Origin of the sequence: Paenibacillus thiaminolyticus, from assembly GCF_007066085.1 — a bacterium.
Lineage (GTDB): Bacteria > Bacillota > Bacilli > Paenibacillales > Paenibacillaceae > Paenibacillus_B > Paenibacillus_B thiaminolyticus.
In genome coordinates, this window is record NZ_CP041405.1 from 954,131 (window position 1) to 973,271 (window position 19,141).

18 protein-coding genes and 1 other annotated feature (1 of these 19 only partly in view) are annotated in these 19,141 nt (G+C 56.4%); of the genes, 1 reads left to right on the plus strand and 17 read right to left on the minus strand.

Annotated features, from left to right (window positions below):
* Window positions 1-20: 20 nt before the first annotated feature.
* The 15 genes from FLT43_RS04265 to FLT43_RS04335 all read right to left on the minus strand — a co-directional run bounded on the left by FLT43_RS04265 (window position 21) and on the right by FLT43_RS04335 (window position 16,301).
* Window positions 21-482, minus strand: coding sequence for a molybdenum cofactor biosynthesis protein MoaE (locus FLT43_RS04265; protein WP_087441732.1), 462 nt, complete (start codon window positions 480-482; stop codon window positions 21-23).
* The gene (gene moaC / locus FLT43_RS04270) at window positions 479-1,042 is read right to left on the minus strand and encodes a cyclic pyranopterin monophosphate synthase MoaC (RefSeq protein ID WP_087441733.1); all 564 of its coding nucleotides are present in this window, start codon (window positions 1,040-1,042) and stop codon (window positions 479-481) included. The genes FLT43_RS04265 and moaC overlap by 4 nt, the downstream gene beginning before the upstream one ends.
* Window positions 1,043-1,065: 23 nt before the next feature.
* A complete protein-coding gene (gene moaD, locus FLT43_RS04275; RefSeq protein ID WP_087441734.1) occupies window positions 1,066-1,296 on the minus strand; it encodes a molybdopterin converting factor subunit 1 in 231 nt (76 codons plus the stop codon).
* 20 nt (window positions 1,297-1,316) lie between these two features.
* A complete protein-coding gene (locus FLT43_RS04280) occupies window positions 1,317-2,354 on the minus strand; it encodes a ThiF family adenylyltransferase (protein ID WP_087441735.1) in 1,038 nt (345 codons plus the stop codon).
* Window positions 2,329-2,985, minus strand: coding sequence for a molybdenum cofactor guanylyltransferase (gene mobA, locus FLT43_RS04285; protein ID WP_087441736.1), 657 nt, complete (start codon window positions 2,983-2,985; stop codon window positions 2,329-2,331). The genes FLT43_RS04280 and mobA overlap by 26 nt, the downstream gene beginning before the upstream one ends.
* A gap of 48 nt (window positions 2,986-3,033) precedes the next feature.
* On the minus strand, window positions 3,034-3,714 hold the full coding sequence (narI, locus tag FLT43_RS04290; RefSeq protein WP_087441737.1) for a respiratory nitrate reductase subunit gamma: 681 nt from the start codon (window positions 3,712-3,714) through the stop codon (window positions 3,034-3,036).
* On the minus strand, window positions 3,711-4,412 hold the full coding sequence (gene narJ, locus FLT43_RS04295) for a nitrate reductase molybdenum cofactor assembly chaperone (protein ID WP_087441738.1): 702 nt from the start codon (window positions 4,410-4,412) through the stop codon (window positions 3,711-3,713). Before narJ ends, narI begins: the two co-directional genes overlap by 4 nt.
* 41 nt (window positions 4,413-4,453) lie before the next feature.
* Entirely contained in the window at window positions 4,454-5,923 is a 1,470-nt protein-coding gene (gene narH, locus FLT43_RS04300) for a nitrate reductase subunit beta (RefSeq protein ID WP_087441739.1), read from the minus strand.
* The gene (locus FLT43_RS04305) at window positions 5,913-9,593 is read right to left on the minus strand and encodes a nitrate reductase subunit alpha (RefSeq protein ID WP_087441740.1); all 3,681 of its coding nucleotides are present in this window, start codon (window positions 9,591-9,593) and stop codon (window positions 5,913-5,915) included. The genes narH and FLT43_RS04305 overlap by 11 nt, the downstream gene beginning before the upstream one ends.
* Before the next feature lie 119 nt (window positions 9,594-9,712).
* Window positions 9,713-10,378 carry a molybdopterin-guanine dinucleotide biosynthesis protein B gene (gene mobB / locus FLT43_RS04310; RefSeq protein ID WP_164776182.1) on the minus strand — a complete coding sequence of 222 codons (666 nt, stop codon included), beginning with the start codon at window positions 10,376-10,378 and terminating at the stop codon, window positions 9,713-9,715.
* A gap of 13 nt (window positions 10,379-10,391) precedes the next feature.
* The gene (locus tag FLT43_RS04315) at window positions 10,392-11,654 is read right to left on the minus strand and encodes a molybdopterin molybdotransferase MoeA (RefSeq protein ID WP_087441742.1); all 1,263 of its coding nucleotides are present in this window, start codon (window positions 11,652-11,654) and stop codon (window positions 10,392-10,394) included.
* 89 nt (window positions 11,655-11,743) lie between these two features.
* A complete protein-coding gene (locus FLT43_RS04320) occupies window positions 11,744-13,240 on the minus strand; it encodes a nitrate/nitrite transporter (RefSeq protein WP_087441743.1) in 1,497 nt (498 codons plus the stop codon).
* A 118-nt stretch (window positions 13,241-13,358) separates the two neighbouring features.
* A complete protein-coding gene (locus FLT43_RS04325) occupies window positions 13,359-14,363 on the minus strand; it encodes a GAF domain-containing protein (protein WP_087441744.1) in 1,005 nt (334 codons plus the stop codon).
* Window positions 14,356-15,009, minus strand: coding sequence for a response regulator (locus tag FLT43_RS04330; protein WP_087441745.1), 654 nt, complete (start codon window positions 15,007-15,009; stop codon window positions 14,356-14,358). The genes FLT43_RS04325 and FLT43_RS04330 overlap by 8 nt, the downstream gene beginning before the upstream one ends.
* 2 nt (window positions 15,010-15,011) lie before the next feature.
* Entirely contained in the window at window positions 15,012-16,301 is a 1,290-nt protein-coding gene (locus FLT43_RS04335; protein ID WP_087441746.1) for a sensor histidine kinase, read from the minus strand.
* Window positions 16,302-16,595: 294 nt separating this feature from the next.
* Here FLT43_RS04335 and FLT43_RS04340 point away from each other — a divergent pair, with 294 nt between their 5' ends.
* Complete coding sequence (locus FLT43_RS04340; protein WP_087441747.1) at window positions 16,596-17,057, plus strand: aminoacyl-tRNA deacylase; 462 nt, start codon at window positions 16,596-16,598, stop codon at window positions 17,055-17,057.
* 164 nt (window positions 17,058-17,221) lie between these two features.
* Here FLT43_RS04340 and FLT43_RS29215 read toward each other — a convergent pair whose 3' ends face one another.
* Window positions 17,222-17,389, minus strand: coding sequence for a hypothetical protein (locus FLT43_RS29215; RefSeq protein WP_164776175.1), 168 nt, complete (start codon window positions 17,387-17,389; stop codon window positions 17,222-17,224).
* 162 nt (window positions 17,390-17,551) lie between these two features.
* Complete coding sequence (locus tag FLT43_RS04345) at window positions 17,552-18,631, minus strand: alpha/beta fold hydrolase (protein WP_087441748.1); 1,080 nt, start codon at window positions 18,629-18,631, stop codon at window positions 17,552-17,554.
* 331 nt (window positions 18,632-18,962) lie between these two features.
* Window positions 18,963-19,141: a binding site (T-box leader), on the plus strand (it continues 42 nt past the right edge of the window).

Genomic DNA, 19,141 nt, shown 5'->3' on the forward strand with positions numbered 1-19,141 from the left:
TGGGAAATCCCGTTCTCCCCCTATCCACGCGGCGGTCTGCCTTCCGGATAGGCTTGCGTGTTGCTCTGATCCCCGATCCATGCCGATCCGTCTTCCCAATGCTCCTTCTTCCAGATCGGAACGATCTGCTTGATTCGCTCGATTATATATTCGTTCGCCTCATAGGCCGCCCGGCGATGCGGTGATGATACGGCAATCGCGACCGCGATATCGCCTATCTCCAGCCGGCCGATGCGATGCGTCACCGCCGTCTCCGTGTCCGGCCAGCGCTCCCGTACCTCCTGCCCGATTCGTTCCAGTTCGGCGGCCGCCATGGCAGGATAAGCCTCGTACTCCAGGTAGAGCGTCCGCTTGCCTTGCGTCAATTCCCGCACCGTACCGAGGAACAGGGTGACTGCCCCTGCCTCTCTCCGCCTCACTTGATGGGAGATCTCTTCCGGAACGATAGGCTGATCGGTAATGCGGTATCGAGCATGGTTCATACGTCATGCCCCTCCCTTGTCACCTTCGCGGCCGTGTCGGAACGGACGTAATCTCCGCTTTTTCCGCCGCTCTTCTTGACCAGATACGTCGGTCCCAACACCATGTCCTTATCTGCGGCTTTGCACATATCATAGATCGTCAAGCCCGTCACTTGGGCCGCGGTGAGCGCCTCCATCTCCACGCCGGTCATGCCTGTTGTTTTCACGATGACGCGGAATGTCAGCACCTCTTCGTTTTTTTGTTCAAAAGTGATATCGATTCCGTTCAGCGGCAGCGGGTGGCACATCGGGATAAGCTCCGCCGTCCTCTTGGCTGCCATAATTCCGGCAACTTGCGCGACCGCCAATACATCTCCCTTGCCGATAGTGCCTGCGCCGATCTGCCGCATCGTCTCCGGCTTCATGCGAATGCGGCTCTCGGCAACCGCGATCCGGGCCGTCTCGGCCTTGCCGCTTACGTCGACCATATGCGCCCTTCCCTGTCCGTTGAAATGCGTCAATCTGTCCTGGCCCAATCCGTGTCCTCCTCTCCTGCTTACTGGGTCAGCTTCATAACCCATTTCCTTAGTCCCATCTGCCGCAATTACCCTCCGCTAACCGGAGGAAGCAGCGCGACCGTATCCGCCGCTTGAACCGGATAGCCGCTGCCGACGAGGGACTCATTCACGGCCACCATGACATGATCCAGCGAAAGGGACGGATACATTTCCCGTAACCGCTGCATCAATTCCTCAACCGTCAGCGGTTCCAGATCCAATATCAGCTCGGATGCGCCAAGCTGCTCGCGCAAATGCGCGAACAATAAAATTTTCATGCGATCTCATCCTTTCCCCGTCAGCCTAAATAACGATGATACAGCTTCCTGGCCGTAACCGAATCGGATGTTCCATGGACTAAAGCGCGCCCGTCCGCAAAAATAACGATACGCTGCTCCCCGTCCTCGACTTGAACAAGATACGGATTCGACGCCACCCGCTTCCCGCTTCTCCGCAAGGTTCGGGCCAATTCATCCAGATCCACGCCGGAACGCTGCGGAGGACGAATCGATACCGTGGTGCGCCCGCACAGCACTTCCGTTTTCCAGGCGGCCTCGCTCCGCAAATACGGATACGTGCGATGCGTGCCGCAAGTCGGACATGAAGCATCCCGCTTCTCCGCGTGAATCCGGAACGACTGGAAGGTGTTGGACCACTGATCGAACACTGTATACCGGTCAGACATGCACGCGTGATTGCCTGACAACCACTTGATCGCTTCTCCGGCCTGCAGGGCCACGACCATCTGCACGGCTGGCGCGATGACGCCATCCCGATCGCAAGTGGCCGCGCCGAGCGGAACGCGCGATAACAAGCAGTGCAGGCATGGCGTGTCCTGCGGCATGAAATTATAAGTCACCCCATAGCTTCCCGAGCATGCCCCATGAATCCAGGGTACATCGTAGCAATAAGCAATATCGTTCAAGATAAAGCGAAGCTCGTAATTATCCGTTGCGTCCATAATCAGATCGATAGGAGACGAATCGAACAGCTCCTTCAGTCCGGCTGCGCCGCAATCCATCACATGCGCCCGAATATCGATGTCCGAGTTGATCTGCCGCAGCCGGCGGGCTGCCGCGATGGCCTTCGGCGCCTGCTCCGCCGCGTCTTGCTCATCATAGAGCGTCTGCCGCTGCAGATTGCTCCATTCCACTACATCCCGATCAATGATTGTCATGATCCCGACACCGGCCCGCGCCAAGATGTCCGCGATTCCCGATCCGAGCGCCCCCGCGCCGACGATCAAGACATGCTTGCGCCCCAGCTTCGCCTGCCCTGCGGGGCCGATCGGCTGAAAGCTTTGCTGTCTGCTATATCTGTGTCTCGCTTCGCCCACGGCCGCTCTCCTCCTTCCACGCTGACGCTTGGGCGCATTCGTTCAGCAATGCTTCATACTGCCCGGGCGTGTCCACATCGCGGATGAAATCAAGCGGGATGCGAGCCCGGATCCACTCCTCCTCCGCAATCCCGAGCCAACGGCATGACTCGAGCAGTCCCGACAGCCGATGCCGCCCTGCTCGAATCCGTTCCGTAATAATCGGCAGCAGGGGCCGGGGACGATAAAGAGCATGCAGCATTTGATGGCTTCCTTCCGCGATCGGCAGCACCGCATCATAATCGCCTTCCTGGGCGCGGCGCCGCATCCACTCCGCAGCCTGGGCGGAGATCGCGGGGTAATCGCATCCGACCACCCAAGCATACTCCGTCGGCACGATGCGGAACGCGGCATGCAGGCCGCTCAACGGGCCGCGGCCCGGATAGATATCAGACACATACTGAACATTAGCCAATAATCCGGTATACAATGCCGGATCTGGCGTAACCACAAGGATAGAGCGGCACAGCTCGCGCATGCGGCACACCTGCTGTTCGATGAACGTGTCTCCCTGGATTCGGAGCAATGCTTTGTTCATGCCGTTCATCCGCGAATTGCGCCCCCCTGCCAAAATGACGCCGCTTACTGTCATGGTCCGCCTCCTTCCGCGCTGCGCCCTCCTAAGCCCGCAAGCTTCCGTCTATTTTCTCCTTCTATACAAGACATAACTCCGTCTCCAATATTTAATCGGCATGCTCAACATGTGAACAAGCCTCGTAAACGGGAACACGCCGAATAGCCCCAGACCGAGGATGATATGAATTTTAAAAATATAGGGTACATCCTTCATCAATATGCCCTCCGGCGTGAAGGTCAACACGCCGCGAATCCAAGGCGCGATCGTCTCCCGGTAATCGAATCCGCTGCGGCTCGTCGCATTGAATAAGGTCGCCCCCATGCCAACGACGACGATAATCGTAAGCAGAATGATCGACAGCATATCGCCGAAGCTGCTCGTACGCCGGATACGCCGATCCGTCAAGCGTCGCAGCAGCAGGATAATGCAGCCAACGAGCGTCATCAGGCCGGCGGCGGAGCCGAGCACAATCGCCACGGTATGATACAAATGATCGCTGATCCCGATGGACTCCAGCCACGGCTTCGGAATAAGGAGTCCGCCGATATGCCCGAGCAAGACGAGCATGATACCGGCATGGAACAGATTGCTGCCCCATCTCAGTTTTTTCTTCTCCAGTACTTCGCTCGACTTGGCTGTCCAACCGAACTGATCCGTCTGGTAGCGGTAATACAACCCGACCAGAAAAATAATGAGAATGATATACGGGTAAATCACCCAGAAAAACTGATCGCCGAACGTCATTGCGTTGCCCCCCTTCCGGCAGCTTCCGCGTCATCCTTCCGGAACACCGGGGCGCCTCCGTATCCTGCCGCCGCCCACATCGGACCGCAGCCCGCAGCCATCCCGCCGGCGCTCGCGCACCCCGCAGGCGGTTCGAAGCGGACAGAACCTTCGGTCACCCCGGATTGGTCGAGCATCAGCATGATCGCATGCAGTACATGTTGATACGGACTGTCCACGGCAACGAGCGCTTCCCGTATGCCTTCCAGCGCATCCTTGAAGGAGAATAATAAGCCCGCTCCTGTATCGCCTTCCGCGACAGCCGCATATTCAAGCATTAGCGGCAAGTAATCCGGCAGTTCCTCGGTGGCGAGGATCATATTCTCTTGTTCATAGATCTGCTTCAGCTTCAGCAATGCCGGGCCGCGCTCGCGATCCTCGCCGAGCTGTCCATAGGTCAAGTACAGATTCGTTTTCTTGCCAAAATCAAATGTCTTCACATATTGCTCCGTCACCGCCTCCGCATCCATCCCCGCAAATCCGGCGATGCACTCGCCTGCCAGCTGAATCAACCGCTCGTTCATCTCCGTGCTGTCCTGCTGCAGCAGCTCGCACCAGCTTACATAGATGTCATCCGCCGCCTCATGCCACTCGTCATCCGGGTATTGCAGCAAGCACGACAGCATCATCCAACTCGAACGCCGCACTATCTCGTTCATGAGCTCTCCCCTTTCACTGATTGGTACAACGCATCACCGCTCTATCCTCCGCAAGGCCCCGGGCCGCCCATCATATTCGAGAAGCCGCATGCGCCCTGCTCGCTGTACAGATCCGCGAATTGTTCCCGATGCGCTGACGGAATGACGAACCGATCTTCATATTTGGCAATCGCCAGCAAGCGGTACATCTCTTCCACTTCCTGCTCGCCGATGCTTAACTCCTCCAGCAGTCCCCGATCCGGCTCCTTCCCCAAATGGAGAACACGCATATGCGATCGCATCACCGCCATCTTCTTCAGTACCCGCTTGACGATCCCGGTATCTCCCGCGGTTAGCAAGTTCGCAAGATATTGCACCGGAATGCGCATATCCTCTATCGCCGGGAATATATCATCTGCCGACGCGGCCGCGCCTTTGCCCTCCACCATATTCGTAATCGGGCTAAGCGGCGGCACATACCATACCATCGGCAGCGTGCGGTATTCCGGGTGCAGAGGAAGCGCGATCTTCCATTCCACGGCCATCTTGTAAATGGGCGACTGCCGGGCCGCTTCCATCCAATCTCCCGGAATGCCGGCTTCACGCGCAGCCGCAATCACTTCCGGATCATGCGGATCAAGGAATATGCCGAGCTGCGCTTCATATAATTGCTTCTCGTCCGTAACCGAAGCCGCTTCTTCCACGCGGTCCGCATCATAGAGCATGACGCCCAGATAGCGGATCCGGCCGACGCAGGTCTCCGAGCATATCGTCGGCAGACCCTGCTCGATGCGCGGGAAGCATAGCGTGCATTTTTCCGCCTTGTTCGTCTGCCAATTGAAGTAGACTTTCTTATACGGGCAGCTCGACACGCAGAACCGCCACGAGCGGCAGGCATTCTGATCGACGAGCACGATGCCGTCCTCGTCCCGCTTGTACATGGCGCCCGACGGACAGCTAGATACGCAGGGAGGATTGACGCAATGCTCGCAGATGCGCGGCAAATACATCATGAACACCTGCTCGAACTCCATTCGCACGGCTTCCTGAATGCCGGCCATATCCGGATCCAGCAGCCCGGTATCGTGGGCGCCTGCCAGATCGTCTTCCCAGTTCGGTCCCCAGTTCAGTTCCATATATTCCCCGGTTATTTGCGACTTCGGCCGCGCGACAGGCTGGTGCTTCCGTTCAGGACTTTGCTGAAGCTTCTCGTAGTCGTAATCCCACGGCTCATAATAATCATCGATCGTCGGCTGATCCGGGTTGTGGAAAATATTCATCAACCGCTTGGCGCGGCTGCCGGAGCGAAGCTCCAGCTTCCCGTTTTTGAGCACCCAGCCGCCTTTATAGCGGTCCTGATTTTCCCATTGTTTCGGGTAACCGATCCCTGGCTTCGTCTCCACATTGTTGAACCACATATACTCGGCGCCTTTGCGGTTCGTCCACGTATTTTTGCATGTGACCGAGCAGGTATGACAGCCAATGCATTTGTCCAGGTTCATCACCATGCCAATCTGCGCTTTAATCTTCAAGCCAGTTCACCTCCTGCAGTTTGCGAATCACGACGTACAAGTCGCGCTGGTTGCCCGTTGGCCCGTAATAGTTGAAGCCATAGCTCAATTGCGCATAGCCGCCTATCATATGCGTCGGCTTCACATGAATTCGCGTCGGACTGTTATGCGTTCCGCCGCGCGTCGCCGAGACATCGGTCGCGGGCACATTAATCGTCCGATCCTGGGCATGATGCATGAAGGCCATGCCCCGCGGCATCCGGTGCGTCAGTACCGCCCGGGCTACGACAGCGCCGTTCTGATTGAAGCATTCAATCCAGTCATTATCCTGAATCTCCGCGCTTGCCGCGTCATCCTTATTCATCCAGATCGTCGGACCGCCCCGGAACAAGGTCAGCATCGGGAGCGAATCGTAATACATGCTGTGAATGGACCATTTGCTGTGCGGGGTCATGAAGTTCAGCACGACTTCCTTGCCCTTCACGCCCGGACGCTGCTTCACGCTGTGGAACGGCGCATGCTTCAAGGTCGGCTTGAAGATCGCCATATTCTCGCCGAACTCGGTCAATAATTCATGATCGAGATAGAAATGCTGGCGTCCCGTCAGCGTCCGGAACGGAATCAGCCGTTCGATATTCGTCGTAAACGGCGAATACCGTCGTCCATGCTGCTCCGACCCGCTGAATGCCGGAGAGGTGATGACCGTCTTCGGCTTCGCCGTAATATCCTCGAAGGTGAACCGGTCTTCGATTCGATCCTCCGCCAGATCGGTCAGCTTCAGCGCCGTCTTGCGCTCCAGCGCTTCCCATGCCTTGACCGCCATCTTCCCGTTGCTCGTCGATGACAGCGTCAAGATCGCTTCCGCCACCTGGCGATCGGTGATGAGCTGCGGACATCCCGCTCCGGCACCCGCGTCCTTCGTCACGCCATTCACTTTCTTCAGCAGCTCGTATTCTTCGGCGGCAGACCAGTTCATGCCCTTAATGCCGTAGGGCTTCTCTTTCACATTCGGCCCGAGCGAGATCATTTTCTTATACACTTGCGTATAATCCCGTTCCACGACGACGAATCTCGGCATCGTCTTGCCTGGAATTGCCTCGATCTCCTGCTTGCTCCAATCGCGTATCTTGCCCTGCGGCTGGGCCAGTTCATCCGGCGTGTCATGCTGCAATGGCATGGCAACGACATCTGTGACGGGACCTGCGAATTCGGCCTGCGCCATCTCGGAGAATATCTTCGCAATCGTCTTGAACGTCTCCCAGTCCGACTTCGATTCCCATAGCGGCGGCACCGCCGGATTGAACGGGTGAATAAATGGATGCATATCGGTGGAGGACAAGTCGCTCTTCTCGTACCAGGTCGCTGCCGGGAGCACGATGTCGGAATAGACGGCCGTTCCCGACATGCGGAAGTCGATATCGACCATCAGGTCCAGCTTGCCCTTGGAGGCTTCTTCCCGCCAGGCGATCTCTTGCGGCCGAATCGCCTCCTGATCATCATTCAGCAGGCCGTTATGCGTGCCAAGCAGATGCTTCAGGAAATACTCATGCCCCTTCCCGGAGCTGGAGATCAGATTGGCGCGCCAGACGAACATCACCTTGGGATGGTTCGAAGCCGCGTCCGGATCCTCGATCGCGAACGATAGTGTGCGATTCTTCAGCCGCTGCGCGACATACTGCGCGATCTCCTCATTCGTGCTCAGACCATGCTCCTGCGCCTGGGCGCTCAACGTGAGTGAATTCTCGTTGAATTGCGGGTAGGAAGGCAGCCAGCCCAGCCGGGCCGCGAGCACATTATAGTCGGCATAATGCGTATAGCGGGCCTTATCTACAAGCGGTGACGTATGCCCGTCCACCGGGTTCGATTCGTAGCGCCACTGATCCGTCGCGAAGTAGAAGAACGAAGTTCCGTTCTGCTGCCGCGGAGGCATCGTCCAGTCGCGGGCGAAGGCAACCGTGGCCCAGCCTTCCGCCGGGCGCAGCTTCTCCTGTCCTACATAGTGCGCCCAACCGCCGCCGTTCACGCCTTGACAGCCCGTCATGATGACGAGGTTCAGGATGCTGCGGTAGATCGTATCGGAGTTGTACCAGTGGTTGATGCCCGCTCCGACAATAATCATCGATCGTCCCTGGCTGTCGATCGCGTTCTGCGCGAATTCGCGGGCAATCTGCGTGACTGAGGCGCGATCTACGCCGGTTATCGCCTCTTGCCAAGCCGGCGTGCATGCGATGCCCGCCTCATCGTAGCGGCTCGTCCCGTCCGGATCGACGCCATATTGCGCCAAGGTAAGATCGTACACGGTTGTTACGCGATACTCGGTTCCATCCGCCGAAGTCACGGTCCGGTACGGTACGATGCGTGACACCGTTTTTTTGCCTTCATCATCGAAATAAGGCAGCATCAGCTCCAGGCGGCCGTCGGCGTTAGCGCCGAGACCGAGCTGCGGGACAATCTCCTCGCCCGTTATCGTATCGATAAGCTCCAGATTCCAGTTGCCCTCTTCGCCCCAACGCGAGCCGATCGTGCCGTTCGGAATATGCAATTGGCCGGTGTTCTCCCCGACCATCACCGTCTTCCACTCCGCATTGTTCGTCTCGACGCCGAGATCATGCGCATTCAGGAAGCGATCCGCCTTGTAGTTCCCGTCTTGTTCCGCCAGGATGACGAGGAAAGGAAAATCTGTATATTTTTTCACATAATGTTCGAAATAAGGGGTCCGCTGCTTGACATAGAACTCGCTCAAAATGACATGCCCCATCGCCATGGCCAACGCACCGTCCGTTCCCTGCTTGGCAGGCAGCCATTCATCCGCGAAGCGAACGAACTCCGCATAATCCGGACTGACGGATACGACCTTCGTCCCGCGATAGCGGGCTTCCGTCATGAAGTGCGCATCCGGTGTGCGCGTCATAGGCAGGTTCGAGCCCCATACGAGCAAATAACTGGAATTATACCAATCGCTGCTCTCCGGCACGTCGGTCTGATCGCCCCAGATCTGCGGCGAAGCCGGCGGAAGATCCGCATACCAATCATAGAAGCTGAGCAGCGGCGATCCGATCAGGGACAGAAAACGCGACCCTGCCGCGTAGCTGACCATGGACATGGCAGGGATAGGGGAAAAGCCGAAGATCCGATCCGGTCCGTATTGCTTAATCGTATACAGCATCGACGCAGAAATGATCTCCGCCGCCTCTTCCCAAGTCGTCCGTACCATGCCGCCTTTGCCGCGGGCTGACTTGTAGGCAGACTTCTTCTGCTCGTCCTCGACGATGGAAGCCCATGCGCTCACCGGATCATCCTTCTCCTTGCGCGCCTCGCGCCATAGCTGAAGCAGCTTGCCGCGAATATACGGGTACTTCACGCGCAGCGGGCTATAGAGATACCAGGAGAAGCTGGCTCCGCGGGGACAGCCGCGCGGTTCGAATTCCGGCATATCCGGTCCGGTCGTCGGATAGTCCGTCTGCTGCGTCTCCCACGTGACGATGCCGTCCTTGACGAAGATCTTCCAGCTGCAAGATCCGGTGCAGTTGACCCCATGCGTAGAGCGTACCACCTTGTCATGCTGCCAGCGGCTGCGGTACATGTCTTCCCACGTCCGATCGGCCGGCGATACTTCACTCCAGCCTTCCGCGTTCGTCTCCCGCTTGCGGAAAAATTTCAGCTTCTGCAGTAGCGGATTGCTCTTTTTCATGCGTTCATCCCCTTGCTCGTTATTCTAGCTCTATTGTAAGGGCTGGCCTGCGGCCAAAAGAGAGGGGAACTCCCCCATTCTGGCGAGGGAATTCCCCAAGTTTGCTGTCGGCAAGCGATTCACTTCATCGTGCGGGAGGCAGACATCGTTCGGGAGCAGAGCGATCTGCAGACGGATAGCGCCCTGTCCAGCACCGCTTCTTCATCGCAGATCGAGAGGAGAGGAGGAAGGGAGCCGTCGGACTCCCCGTTCATGGCGGCTTCAGGGGAGAACCAGCTGATCCATAGACGCACGTTTGTCGTCTCCTGGATGAGATCCGACAGCTGCGCGGGGTCACGGACGAGCGCGATCTTCGGAAAAGGCTCCCGCTTGAAGCCTTCGGCAATGACGATATCGACGCGGCCGCACATGCATACGGCAATGTCAGACAGCGATGTCGGCGCTTGCCGCATCCATCGGGTCGCCTTCCCGGATGTGAGCACGGTCTCGACCGCCCCATGCTCCAGGTGGCGCGCGCTGTCCGTGCCTGCGTCATCGAGCGTGAATTGATGGGCATCGCGCTTCGCCGTTCCGACCCGGTACCCCTCTTCCGTCAGTGCGGCGATCAGCTTGCAGGCCAACGTCGTCTTGCCGCTGTTCTTATATCCTACAATTTGCACAACAGCCGCTTGCGGGGCACTCTGTTGCATGCTCTCCCGCTGAAGCCAATGCCGTTCGGCGGCTGTCCCGCCATCAGCACTTGTGACGTCTGGAGTTCCCATACCGTCTCGTCTTCCTCCTTCCATGAATCCGGCTCCTCTACAATACGATGACATCCACCAGCGTTCCCGCCTTGTGCCCGTGCGGCGATCCGGGCAGACAAATTAAGCAATTCGCATCTCGCAGCGATACGGTGATGCTCGACATATCGCGGCCGACCGGCGCGGCCTCCAGCCTGCCTTCCCGGCTGGTCAGCACGCCGCGCACGAAGCGGGTGAAGCGATCCGACTTCACATCGTCGGCCGCCAGTACCGCCTTCATGCGCGGCTCCGCGGCGCGTTCCGCGCCCATCATCCCGCGCAGCGCCGGACGAAGAAATAGGCGGCATCCGACATAGCAAGCCGCCGGATTGCCGGACAGTGCGAACAGCGGCGTTCCCTGCCGGACGCCGAACGTCGTCGGGCTGCCCGGACGCATCATCACTTTGTTGAACTTCAGATCGCCGTCCCACGATCGGGTGATATCATACACAATATCGTGATCGCCGACAGACACGCCGCCGGTCGACACGACTGCATCATAGGCGGCCAACGCGTTCATGATCGCCTGACCTGCCCGTTCCGCATCATCCGCCACCTGTTCCAAATGGTACGGAATGCCCCCGAACTCCGTCACGGCCGCCGCGATCATCGATCCGTTGCTATTCCGAATTCGTCCCGGCTGCAGCGCGTCATGGACTTCCAGCAGCTCCGCGCCAGTCGCAATAATAGCGACCCGCGGCCGGCGATGCACCTGGACCGCAGCCGCCCCGAACATGGCCAGCAGCGCCATCTCCCCTTGCCCGATTCGCGTGCCGGCGCGCAGCACCGTCTCGCCGGCCTCCATCTCCATGCCGATGGGCGATACATTATCCCCCGGCGAGACCGGAGCTTTCACGAAGCATGTAATGAAGCCCTCTGTGTTTGTTCCGCCTTCGGCGGTCTTCTCATAAGGGATGACCGCATCCGCTCCATCCGGAACGGCCGCGCCCGTCATTATCCGGGCACATTCCCCTGCGCGCACAGCCCGCTGCGGAACCGTTCCTGCCGGAATATTGTCCACGACATTCAGGATTACCGGCGCCTGGATGCTAGCCTTGGCGGTGTCCGCGGCAGCCAGCGCATACCCGTCCATGCCCGAACGCCGGAAATGCGGCACCGGCTGCGGCGCGACGAGATCCGCCGCCAAAAAACGCCCGCAGCATTCCGCAAGCGGCACTACTTCGGTAGGCATGAGCCTTACAGCCTCCAGCACATGCTTTGTCGCCTCTTCCACTGAAATCGCCTGGCGCATGAAGGTATGCTGCTCCTTCCTTCCGCTCATCGTCTTCATTACCCCTTTTTAGTAAGTTCAGCAGTTCAGTACATCCCCATTTCCAACCTATGCTCTATACTAGTCTTACGCGGCCGTTGTCATGCATCCGGCCCGATCTCTGTGAACACCCCGACATAGTAGCTTGTCTCCCCAAGATCATCCTTCACTGCATTAATCGTGAGATGCTCCAGATAAATGTCGCCGTTACGCTTCTTATTCCAGATCTCTCCAACCCAACTGTCCTTCTTCTTCAACTGGTTCCACATCGATGCGTAGAAGGCTTGATCATGGCGTCCGGACTTCAGAAATCCGGATTTCTGACCGACCGCCATCTCCGGCGTGTACCCGGTCACCGCCGTGAACGCCTGGTTCACCGCTACGATAAAGCCCTTCTTGTTCGTAACAAGCACCGCCTGCGAGGCGTTGTCCATAATCTGCTCCGCCAGCTTCACCTTGTCCTGCCAATACAGGTAGAGCACGAGCAGGAGACTGCATAGCGCTACCATCGACAGAGCCATGAAGCCGATGGCGTAATGCCCGGTGATGGAGAGCAGCATCGCCAGCATTAGCGGCGGGAAAAATCCGCCCAATCCCCCCAAGGCCGAGATCAGCCCATTCGCAATCCCGGATTGCTTCGAGAAGTATAGCGGGACTAACTTGAAAATGGCTCCATTCCCTGCGCCTGCGCATAAACCTATTAATAGACAACCTATCGTATACAGGATGATGGACGGAGAAAAGGCGAGGACGATCCCCCCGACCGTCAACCCTGCAAAAACGAGGACGAGCAGCTTGAACGGATTCACCTTATCCGCTAACCAGCCGCCGACCGGCCGCATGAACGTCGCCAGCGTGACGAACCCTGCCGTGCGCAGGCCCGCATCCACCTTGTCGATGCCGAAATGGCTGACGAGATGATTCGGCAGAAACACCGTAAAAGCGACGAAAGCGCCGAACGTAATAAAATAAAAGAAACAAAGGAGCCATAGCTTTTCGTTACGGTAGATTCCTTTGATCTGCTCCATCAGGAGCGCTTTTAATTTCTGCTCCCTCCGATCTCCGATCAAAAAATTGGCCAGCGCAACTATCGCGAGCAGCAGCAAATAGAACTGCACCGTCGTCCGCCAGCCGAATTGGGTCGCCAGCAACGGCGCGAAAAAGGTGCTCAACGCCGATCCAAGGTTGCCAAGCCCGTATATTCCATTGACGAAGCCGTGTTTCTCCCGCTCGTAATATTTCGGAAGCGACGTCACGCCGATAGAAAATGTTGCGCCTCCGATTCCCAGGAATAGCCCGCCGATCAACAGATCCGCGAAGCTCGACGCTGCGCTGATATAAAATACAGGCAGCAGCAAAACAACAAAACTGGCGAAAAACATGTTGCGCGCGCCATACCGGTTCGTCCAATACCCATAAGGAATTCGCAGCAGAGAACCCAATACGACCGGAACCGCTGTCACAAGCGATACCTGTCCGGGTGACAGCATTATATCCTCCTTAATGAATGCGATTAGTGAAGACAAGATGCCCCACACCGCAAAACCGGATAACAGGCTTAGCGTTTGCAATGACAAGATTGATTTGGATGCCTTCATCCCCATACCTCCCCGTTCTTCAATCCATCACGATCCATTATTGCGGGAGACGAGGGCAAAAAAAAGTGGGGAATTCCCTCATTTGACCGAAGGAGATTCCCCATCTGAACCAGGTGATTCAATTCCAATGCATCTCATCCAACAGCAATCGTGTCGGAACGATGAAGCGAACAGACTGTGTTGACTTTTTCGTGACGATTTCAAAATCGCATTTCAACGACCGAATCTGCTCCATGACCGGCAGGAACAGCTCCTCCGACAAAGTATGAAGAAGAAAACTGTTGAATTCGACGCAAGTATTTCCCGTCTCTTCTTGCCCGATAACCAATTGCGCACTGACAGGCGGCGATGAAATGCACGTATCGACAAGCACTTCAAGGATCATCGCGAATTGTTCCTGACGTTCACGGGACAAACTCGTGACGCGCTGATCAAGCAGTTCGCAGGCTACGCCGGCCGACCTAGCGGCCTTAAGCAGCCGGAGGATGGGACCGGCCTCCTGCTTGGCAGGTTTCCGCTCTTGATCACGAGCCCCCGGCTCTGCTAACGTGCGAGGCTGCTCGCCCAACAGCTCTCCATTCGCCTCCACTCGCATAGGAGACGGATTCTCCGATGCAGACGGATCCATCCTGCCGCAGCATACGCCCCGCGTATCCTCCGCGTCATAGAACCGCCCGAGCGTCCTGGCACAGGACTGTACCCGTTCAATGTCATCTGCGCTGAACTCTCTGCGGCTTCGTTGGCCCACGAGCAGCACGCCGTATGCCTTGCGGCGAACATCCACTATCGAATCGACCGATACGCCAACACCAGAGCGCAAAGATTCCACGAGGAATATCGGATACTCGAGCACCTCATCCTGCACTTCCTCGGGAAATGCGGTGACAACATGAGGACGCTTCCCCTGCAGCACCTTCCCGGCCATCCCTCTGCCCATTCGAACCGTGATCATCTTGTACCGATCCGAGTTCGCTCCGAGCGCGAAGCGCCAATAGATGTCGCGATAATTGCCGTCCGCCAATGCGACTGCTGTGAAGTCAAGTCCCATGTCCCGCTTCAGCGCTTCCAATTCCCGCTGCACTTGCTGCTGCAGCGTCGGTTGGCAGGAGGGTTCGTTACTCAAAGTCCAGCAGCCCCCTTCTGTAAGCGAATTTCATCAGCTCACGGCGGTTATTCAATTGCAGCTTGTCCATCATATTCGCCTTATGGTTTTCCACGGTCTTCACGCTAATCGAGAGCAGATTGGCAACTTCTTTGTTCGTATAGCCTTGGGCTACCAGAGTAAGTATTTCCTTCTCACGCTCTGTCAATGAATCGAAGGTGTCCTTCACTTCGCCTGCTTGGCCTTGAAGATATCCTTCAATTACTTTCTTGGTCGCGGCCGGATGCAAGTATACGAGACCTTGATGGACCTGTTCGATTGCTTTGACAAGCTCTGAGACGGGAGCGGATTTCAAAATATACCCGGATGCCCCTGCCTTCAGCGCGCGGAATAAGTATTGCTCGTCATCATGCATCGTCAAAATAATAACCTTCACCTCGGGCAATGATTGCAGGAGCTCACTCGTTGTAAATAATCCGTCGCGGCCGTTCGGCATGCTCAGATCCATCAAGACGATATCCGGCTTCATCTCAAGCGACAGCTTGATGCAAGACATGCCGTCGGCTGCTTCACCGACCACCGTAATGCCTGGCTTCGCATCCAGCACTGCGCGAAGTCCGCTGCGCACGACCGCGTGATCATCGACAATCAATACGTTAATGTCCACAATTATTCCTCCTCAGCATCTGAACGAGCGCCGTCAAGCGGCACCCGCACGTGAATGGACGTTCCCGCTCCCGGAGCAGACTGGATGTTGAACGTGCCGCCCAAGATGTTGACCCTTTCTTCCATACTGTACAACCCTACCCCCTTGCGAAGCTCGGGAGTGATCTCGAAGCCGATCCCATAATCGCGAATCGACAGCCACGCTTCTGCAGGCGCAAGCTTCAACTGCACATCCACCACGTCCGTATGCGAGTATTTGGCCGCATTGGTTAACGCTTCCTGCACAATCCGATAAAAGGCGGTCTCTTGCGTGGCCGGCATGCGGCTGCTGTCCCCGTTCACCTTAAAGTGAACCTGAATGCCGAATTTTTGACCATACGCGCGAAAATAAATGCGGAGCGCCGCGACGAGTCCGATATCATCCAAAGCGGCAGGCCGCAATTCAGCGGACAAGTCGCGTATATCCTCGATCGTATTGCGTATCGCATCCTGCAATGTATCCATCTGGTCGTCAATCGTATTCATATTCCCGCACTCCGCCTCGTCTGTACCCGTCATTTCGTCTTCCAGCTGCTGCTTGACCATTTCCGTGTGAATGAGAATACTGTAGAGGGATTGGCCGATGCCATCGTGCAGCTCACGCGATATCCGCTTGCGTTCATTTTCCTGCGCCGACAAGATCGAATGGGTAATCATCTTCGCAATCTGATGCTGCTCATCCAGCCGCGTCGCTTCTACTTCTTGCATGCGCAATATACTTAACCGGCCATGAACCGGATCGATATAATGAGATACGCTTGCGTTAACGGATTTCGGTTCGCCATCCGGAGTGACAAGCTGCAGCTCCGTCGGCTGTGAAATAGCATCATGAGTGAAGCAATGCTGATAAGAACATAGCTTGTTCAATCCCGGATAATTCGAGCACATGCCGCAGAAGTTGGATAACGCTGATTGTTCATCCAGCTTCAATATCGTCTGTGCAGCCTGATTCATGCGGATGATGTTCATCTCGCTGTCAAGCACCATGACACCGTCCGTCGTATGCTTGAACATGTTGGCGAGCTGTTCCTGCTCCGAACGGAGTCTGCGCCCCTGACTGTAAATAAGAAAGAAGAACAAGGTCGTAATAATCAGGACGAACAGAAACGTGGGAATATAGTGATGCCATTCCGTATTCCATCCGCCCAGCGTCGCCCGAATGACGAGCACGATGATGAAGGTCGTACCGATCGTTAACATTCCGTTCCACACCATAAATCTGGCAAACCCCGCTGTCTTTCGGAACATGAACATCGTTGTTCCCCCTAATGAAAATGAAAATACATACGAAAGTCTATCACGAATGAGTCATAGTATCAAAATAAATGTAACGGCATGCCGCCGAAACGCTGATACTCACAGTAACGGACGGTGTATTCTCAAAATGGCTGCTTTCCGTTTTCTATATCATCCGCAGGCGCGGTAAAGTTCATGTCGGCTCTTCCTGTAAACATGCTGTATTCCGGATCGATTCTGGTACTGGCATCCTCTGTCTGATAGGATGGAACAAGAACATAATTATTCAGGGACAAGGGGGATAGCGGAAGCATGGAGAACGTGCGAAAAATATTGGAGGAGCGACGCATTCCTTTCGACATCATCCGGCATAAGCAGTCCATTCGCACAGCGAAGGAAGGCGCGGAGGTGCTGGGAATCGATATCGGGCAGACGGCGCCTGCGTTGGTGCTCAAGGCGGATGACGAATATGTCGTGCTGATCATGTCGGGGGCGCGGGGCCGCATTGACTTGGAGGCCGCAGCGGGCCTTCTCGGACGCGGCAAGCTGGTGCTGGCCTCTCGGGATGAGGTGCAGGAGGCTACAGGGTATGAGGCAGGGGCGATTCCGCTTGTCGGCCATACGCTGCCTTGCCTCGTAGACAAGTTGCTGTATCAATACCCTTGCATCTATGGAGGGACAGGAGAACCCGCTTCCACCTTGAAGCTGGATCCGGGAGATCTAAGCAAGGTAAATCACGTCCTCGCCTATCTGGACGCAGACGGTATTGGCTGACACGGCGGGCTGCGGCCGACTTACGCCGTTCATTATGCGTTCTGCCGTGCAGGCCGGACTTGCGCACGCCGAATCGACCCGGTACGGTCTGTACCGGGCTTGTCCATTCATCTGGGACACCCGCAGCAAGCAGAGAAGCCGCCCACATTGCTCACCGTTCAAGCTTACTTTTTTTGCCGATGCCATTCATCCGCAGCGGAGTTCCGCCAGGCGGCCCAGCCAAGAGGCAGATCGGCCAATTCCGCAATCGAGGAGTCGAGCTGCATCATTTCTTGCAGCGAAATGATGCGCTCTTTTTTAGCATGTCTTCCGCGGGAGACATTTACCTGCATCCCTTTCCTTATCTCACTTCAATGGCAAACAACGTTGAGGTGTCACGTGCAGAATGCCTGCCATCACCAGAATACCAATGCGCTGAAACTCAATATTAATAAATGCCGCTTGTCTAGTTGCCCGCATCCCGGCCACGCTGGCGCCCTCCCCTCTCCTCATCTCTACTGAACTTGCTCCAATATATCCATCAAGGCCCCGGTAAATCTCGTCTCCTGATCCAGCATCGTGACATGCCCCGCATCCGGAATAGAATAGAATTGCTTGAGCGGCGCCTCTATCGTGGAGAAGAAATCCCGGGCCAGCGTATACGGGGTCTGCCAATCGCGTTCCCCATGGATATAAAAGACGGGAACTTGATAGGCCGCTCCCAGAGCGGGCAAATCAAAGGATTCAACCAAGTATTTCCATATATAATACTGTCCTTCTCCCATCGACTTGGCTTTGAAAAAAATGCTTGTATCCCGGAACGAATAAAACGGGGAGCATAGGGCGCTAGCGACCAGCTCGAACGAGGGGCCTGCCGCGAGCTTATATTTGCCTTGGTACTTGCGCAGCTTCAACATGGCCTTATACCATTCCTCCGTGAATTCCGGGAGCGGATATGGTTCCATGCGAAGAAGCGCTTCCGTATCCTTGCGGTTGCCGGCCGCTCGCGCCGCCGCCAGCGCCTTGTCGAAGCCGATGCGTTCATTGTCCAGCATATTGACCACCTGGCCGACACCGATATAGGCCTTCACCATCTCGGGATAGGCTTGGACGAACAGGCTGCCCAACACCGAGCCCCAGGAGTGGCCCATAATGATAATTTTCGCTTGTCCGTACTTTTTTTGCAGATGCTCCACGACTTCACGCGTATCCTGAACCATTTGCTCCACGGTTGTTGTCGGCGTAACCTGGTCCGGATCGTTGCGGAGGTACGTTTTCCCGCTGTTTCTCTGATCCCAGTGCACGACGGTCACCCGCTTCTCCCACGGCAGCTGGAACTCCTGGGCGAAGGGGAGCATCGGCGATCCCGGGCCGCCATGCAGGAACAGCATGACCGGATTGTCCGTGCTCTCCCCTCGGTGATGTAAATATTGCGGGATGCCGCCAATCGTAACGAACTCCCTGCAATCAATGCCTTTGCCCGCCGAAGAAATTTGGATCCGCTTTGAGCTCCTCGTTTTCCTCCATGTAACATATCCCGCCAATCCAGCAATCAACGCCGCCACTCCGCCTATAACTATCCATACAATCCACATATGCGCCTCCTTTTTGTCAGCTTGACATCACATCGAAGCTGCGTCTGTCTTCTTCAAGACTTATTTCAGACAGGCAGATGAATTCCTCTTGCTTCACGGAAATATTTGCCTGCCACACTTTAGACGCTGGACTGGATAGCTCTCCCTTCGGCAGGCTGTTGAGGGGAGACGCCGCTGCCGAACCTGGCAGCATCATAACTTGCCCTTCCACCTTTCGCAAGAAAAAAAGCAGGCCGCTTCTGCGCCGCTCTCTATGCTGCTTCTAACCCCCATCTGCCCGCAAACAGACTATTGACAGCACCTTCGGCACTGTAATATGATGGATGACAAATTCAAAGCGATGATCTGGAGCAGTAGCGTGAAGCTGGAGCCAACAGAGAGCTATCCCTTGGCTGGAAGGATGGCGGCTGCAATTACGTGAACGACACCAGAGAGCGCCGCCTGAACGCTGATGCCAGTAGGAGCGGACGGTCTCCCGCCGTTACAGGGGAAGAGTGATCGCCATGTGCG

What these genes read in the sequence shown, in the direction of transcription:
- FLT43_RS04345 (WP_087441748.1), bottom strand. Translation starts at nt 18,631, where the DNA reads ATGTGGATTGTATGGATAGTTATAGGCGGAGTGGCGGCGTTGATTGCT.
- narJ (WP_087441738.1), bottom strand. Translation starts at nt 4,412, where the DNA reads ATGAACGAGATAGTGCGGCGTTCGAGTTGGATGATGCTGTCGTGCTTG.
- moaC (WP_087441733.1), bottom strand. Translation starts at nt 1,042, where the DNA reads ATGGGTTATGAAGCTGACCCAGTAAGCAGGAGAGGAGGACACGGATTG.
- moaD (WP_087441734.1), bottom strand. Translation starts at nt 1,296, where the DNA reads ATGAAAATTTTATTGTTCGCGCATTTGCGCGAGCAGCTTGGCGCATCC.
- mobA (WP_087441736.1), bottom strand. Translation starts at nt 2,985, where the DNA reads ATGACAGTAAGCGGCGTCATTTTGGCAGGGGGGCGCAATTCGCGGATG.
- FLT43_RS04320 (WP_087441743.1), bottom strand. Translation starts at nt 13,240, where the DNA reads ATGAAGGCATCCAAATCAATCTTGTCATTGCAAACGCTAAGCCTGTTA.
- narI (WP_087441737.1), bottom strand. Translation starts at nt 3,714, where the DNA reads ATGACGTTCGGCGATCAGTTTTTCTGGGTGATTTACCCGTATATCATT.
- FLT43_RS04315 (WP_087441742.1), bottom strand. Translation starts at nt 11,654, where the DNA reads ATGAGCGGAAGGAAGGAGCAGCATACCTTCATGCGCCAGGCGATTTCA.
- FLT43_RS04265 (WP_087441732.1), bottom strand. Translation starts at nt 482, where the DNA reads ATGAACCATGCTCGATACCGCATTACCGATCAGCCTATCGTTCCGGAA.
- FLT43_RS29215 (WP_164776175.1), bottom strand. Translation starts at nt 17,389, where the DNA reads ATGCAGGTAAATGTCTCCCGCGGAAGACATGCTAAAAAAGAGCGCATC.
- FLT43_RS04335 (WP_087441746.1), bottom strand. Translation starts at nt 16,301, where the DNA reads ATGTTCATGTTCCGAAAGACAGCGGGGTTTGCCAGATTTATGGTGTGG.
- mobB (WP_164776182.1), bottom strand. Translation starts at nt 10,378, where the DNA reads ATGGAAGGAGGAAGACGAGACGGTATGGGAACTCCAGACGTCACAAGT.
- FLT43_RS04340 (WP_087441747.1), top strand. Translation starts at nt 16,596, where the DNA reads ATGGAGAACGTGCGAAAAATATTGGAGGAGCGACGCATTCCTTTCGAC.
- FLT43_RS04305 (WP_087441740.1), bottom strand. Translation starts at nt 9,593, where the DNA reads ATGAAAAAGAGCAATCCGCTACTGCAGAAGCTGAAATTTTTCCGCAAG.